The organism is Pedobacter petrophilus (genome assembly GCF_009674725.1).
In the GTDB taxonomy this organism is placed as follows: Bacteria; Bacteroidota; Bacteroidia; order Sphingobacteriales; family Sphingobacteriaceae; genus Pedobacter; species Pedobacter petrophilus.
Window position 1 is genome coordinate 1 of record NZ_WKKH01000101.1, and the last position, 3,022, is coordinate 3,022.

The following is a 3,022-nucleotide window of genomic DNA, read 5'->3' on the forward strand; positions in this document are numbered from 1 at the left end:
TTCAGAGCCAGAGTGAAACCTAAAGTAACTAAAAATCAAAAAGATGCAATATAAAAATCCTTAACTTAATGACATTGCGGGCAGGCTCCCGTAACAGCCCAACCTAAACCGAAGATGAGCCCGCCGTATACATTACCCCAATGAAATTGTTTGTCAGGAATAATGATAGGCTCCCGGTTGATCGTTTTTAATTTGAAATATTTGATCAGCCAGACGGAGATCATACCAACAAGGATAGCACTGCCGATCACCCCATACATATGAAATGACTCCAAACGAAACATCTCCTGTATCCTGAACCAGGATATAACCTGTGATTTGACCAGTATGATGCCGAAAAGTACCCCGGCAATCGTAAATCTGATGTTCTTCATAATTGTAATAAATAAGGTAAGATGAACCAGATCATGACGAAGCCGCCGATCATAAAACAGCAGGTAGCTACCAATGAGGGCCATTGCAGGGAAGATATGCCCATAATAGCATGGCCCGAAGTACAGCCCCCCGCATAGCGCGTACCAAACCCTACCATAAAACCACCCAGCACCATAAACACAAATCCCCTTAAGGTAAACAGTTGGCTAAAGCTGAACAGATCACCGGGTAATAAGCCGCTGAAATCTTTAATTCCCTGGTGCTGTAATGCAGCTATGGTTTGGTCGTTTAAGCTGACAGGACCCGGAACTGATAAAAAATACGTAGCGATAAAGCCGCCGGCCATAATTCCCGCTGCAAAAAACAGGTTCCAACTTTCCTTTTTCCAGTCATATTTAAAAAAAGAAATATTGGCCGGTACACAAGCCGCGCAGATATGGCGGAGCGAGGAGGATATGCCGAATGTTTTATTGCCTAACAGCAATAAAGCCGGCACCATCAATCCGATCAGCGGTCCCACGATATACCATGGCCAGGGTTGTTTGATCATTTCCATATATATATATTATTTTGTTAGTGTGCTTACCAGTACAAAGATGCCCATGAGCAACACGAACCAGCCGAAGGCAGGCTTAAGTTTGGCATCGTTCATGTATTTAGTGAGGTAGCTGCCCGCAATTATCCCTGCAATTGCTAATGCAGCAAAAAAAGCTAAAAAAGAATAATCAATAGCAGCATGACCGGATACGTCGCCTAAAACACCTAATAGCGAACTGATGGTCATCACCATTAACGACGTTCCTACTGCCTTTTTCATAGATAGCCCGGCAAATAAAACCAGGGACGGGATGATGAGGAACCCACCGCCCACACCAACAAACCCGGTAACTATTCCGACGAGGCTACCCTGGAGCGCCAGCCTGGTATAGTTAATCAGGTGTTGTTTTTCGGGAGGAGATGGATTGATCTTACGGATCATCGATACAGATGCCGCCAACATCAGTGCTGCAAATACCAGCATCAGCAAAACACCTTTAGTTAAGTCAAAGTGACCTAATTTTAATAGCTGGTCCGGTACTGCCGGCATTATCCACATACGCATCACAAACACAGCCACCAGCGAAGGAATACCAAAAATCAGGGCTATTTTAAAATTGACGTTTCCTTTCCTGTAATGGCTGATGGTACCCGCAAAACTGGTTAGGCCAACCACAAATAAGGAATAGGTAGTGGCCAGAACGGGATCGACCGCGAAAAAATAAACCAGGATGGGAACGGTTAAAATAGAACCGCCGCCACCTATGAGGCCCAAAGACAAACCGATTAGTACTGAAGCTGCGTATCCTGCTGTTTCCAAAATATAGTAATTATGGAACAAACTTAGCGGCAAATTTCCAGCCCGTTGGTGACCTATGTTACACAGGCATATGAATGGTGATTTTATTGCGGGACAAGGTGATCATTTTTTGTCTTTCCATTTGTTTTAATAACCTGGAAATTACTTCGCGGGTGGTACCTAATTCTTCAGCCAGTTGCTGATGGGTAACCTGGATCTCGTTAGACTGATAAACCCCCGCCTTTGTTTTCAGCAACTTCACAATACGGTCATCTAATTTCTGGAATGCCACGGCGTTGATTACGTCCAGCAATTCTTCAAAACGTTTGTGGTAGAGCTTAAAGATAAAATCTGCCCATTCCGGATAGGTCTTTACCCATTCGCTGGCTTTGGTTACAGGGATGAGCAGGATCTGCGCATCTTCTTCAACCATCAGTTTCACTTTGCTGGTATCTTCATGAATACCGGCCAGGAATGACATGATGCAACTTTCACCCGGCTTGATATAATAAAGCAATACTTCGCGGCCATCTTCATCCTCACGCATTACCCGCATACTCCCTGACAATACAATCGGAATGGAACGGACATAGCTATTGGGCTGCATCATCACCGTACCGGCCGGCAAACTTTTGCGTTGGCTATTAGATTGTATAACTTCTTCCAATACGGCTCCGAATAGTTTCATGATGCGAACATTTAATTTCTTAACGAACCAAATTTAATTACGGGAATGAACTTAGGGAATAAATATTGGAAAAAGAAATCGTTTAGACAAAGATGTAGTATACCCAATCAAATTTTTATTGTCTCTTTCAAATAACAATCAGGTAGAAAGTTCTTTTTAAGTTCAGTCTGAACATGGGAGCAAAGGTTTATCGGTTAAAGATAAGATTGAACTACAGTTTACCAAGTTTGTGCCAATAATAATGATGTAGTGTGAAGTGTTTTGGGCACTGATTTGGCAATAAGCAATTAGCAGAAGTGTTCAATATCGAACAGCGGATGAACGATGACGGACAGTTGGTATAGAACAAACGTAATTCTAATATTTATTAGGCAATTGAACGAATCTATTAAAAGAGATAAAAACCCAAGTGGGCTCGAATCATAAAACAGCCTTTAAACCAATATTAAGGGATCAAGCGGAATTCTTGGGGGGAATAATTTTAAGCATATATCTTTGAGAGTCTGAACAGGAAGAATTTCACATCACGTACCCCTCTGGAAGTAGCCCTGAATGCCTTGACCTTTGCATTGAAAGACTCTGCCGATGCATTTGTCGCCCTGTTGATAAAGAAGTTCAGGATG

5 protein-coding genes are annotated in these 3,022 nt (G+C 42.7%); all 5 read right to left on the reverse strand.

Translation table 11 applies throughout. The features are described 5' to 3' along the window. Window positions 1-65: 65 nt before the first annotated feature. The 5 genes from GJU39_RS23145 to GJU39_RS23165 all read right to left on the reverse strand — a co-directional run bounded on the left by GJU39_RS23145 (window position 66) and on the right by GJU39_RS23165 (window position 3,021). Window positions 66-374: a YeeE/YedE thiosulfate transporter family protein gene (locus GJU39_RS23145; protein WP_245228076.1), complete on the reverse strand. Its 309-nt coding sequence runs from the start codon at window positions 372-374 to the stop codon at window positions 66-68. Beyond that, window positions 371-931, reverse strand: a complete 561-nt coding sequence (locus tag GJU39_RS23150) for a YeeE/YedE family protein (protein ID WP_154283359.1) — start codon at window positions 929-931, stop codon at window positions 371-373. The genes GJU39_RS23145 and GJU39_RS23150 overlap by 4 nt, the downstream gene beginning before the upstream one ends. A gap of 9 nt (window positions 932-940) precedes the next feature. Continuing rightward, complete coding sequence (locus GJU39_RS23155; RefSeq protein ID WP_154283360.1) at window positions 941-1,732, reverse strand: sulfite exporter TauE/SafE family protein; 792 nt, start codon at window positions 1,730-1,732, stop codon at window positions 941-943. A gap of 58 nt (window positions 1,733-1,790) precedes the next feature. After that, window positions 1,791-2,399: a Crp/Fnr family transcriptional regulator gene (locus GJU39_RS23160; RefSeq protein ID WP_154283361.1), complete on the reverse strand. Its 609-nt coding sequence runs from the start codon at window positions 2,397-2,399 to the stop codon at window positions 1,791-1,793. A gap of 481 nt (window positions 2,400-2,880) precedes the next feature. Beyond that, window positions 2,881-3,021 (reverse strand): transposase, encoded by a 141-nt coding sequence (locus GJU39_RS23165; RefSeq protein WP_456238481.1) that lies wholly within the window; start codon window positions 3,019-3,021, stop codon window positions 2,881-2,883. Window position 3,022 lies beyond the last annotated feature (1 nt).

What these genes read in the sequence shown, in the direction of transcription:
- GJU39_RS23145 (WP_245228076.1), bottom strand. Translation starts at nt 374, where the DNA reads ATGAAGAACATCAGATTTACGATTGCCGGGGTACTTTTCGGCATCATA.
- GJU39_RS23150 (WP_154283359.1), bottom strand. Translation starts at nt 931, where the DNA reads ATGGAAATGATCAAACAACCCTGGCCATGGTATATCGTGGGACCGCTG.
- GJU39_RS23160 (WP_154283361.1), bottom strand. Translation starts at nt 2,399, where the DNA reads ATGAAACTATTCGGAGCCGTATTGGAAGAAGTTATACAATCTAATAGC.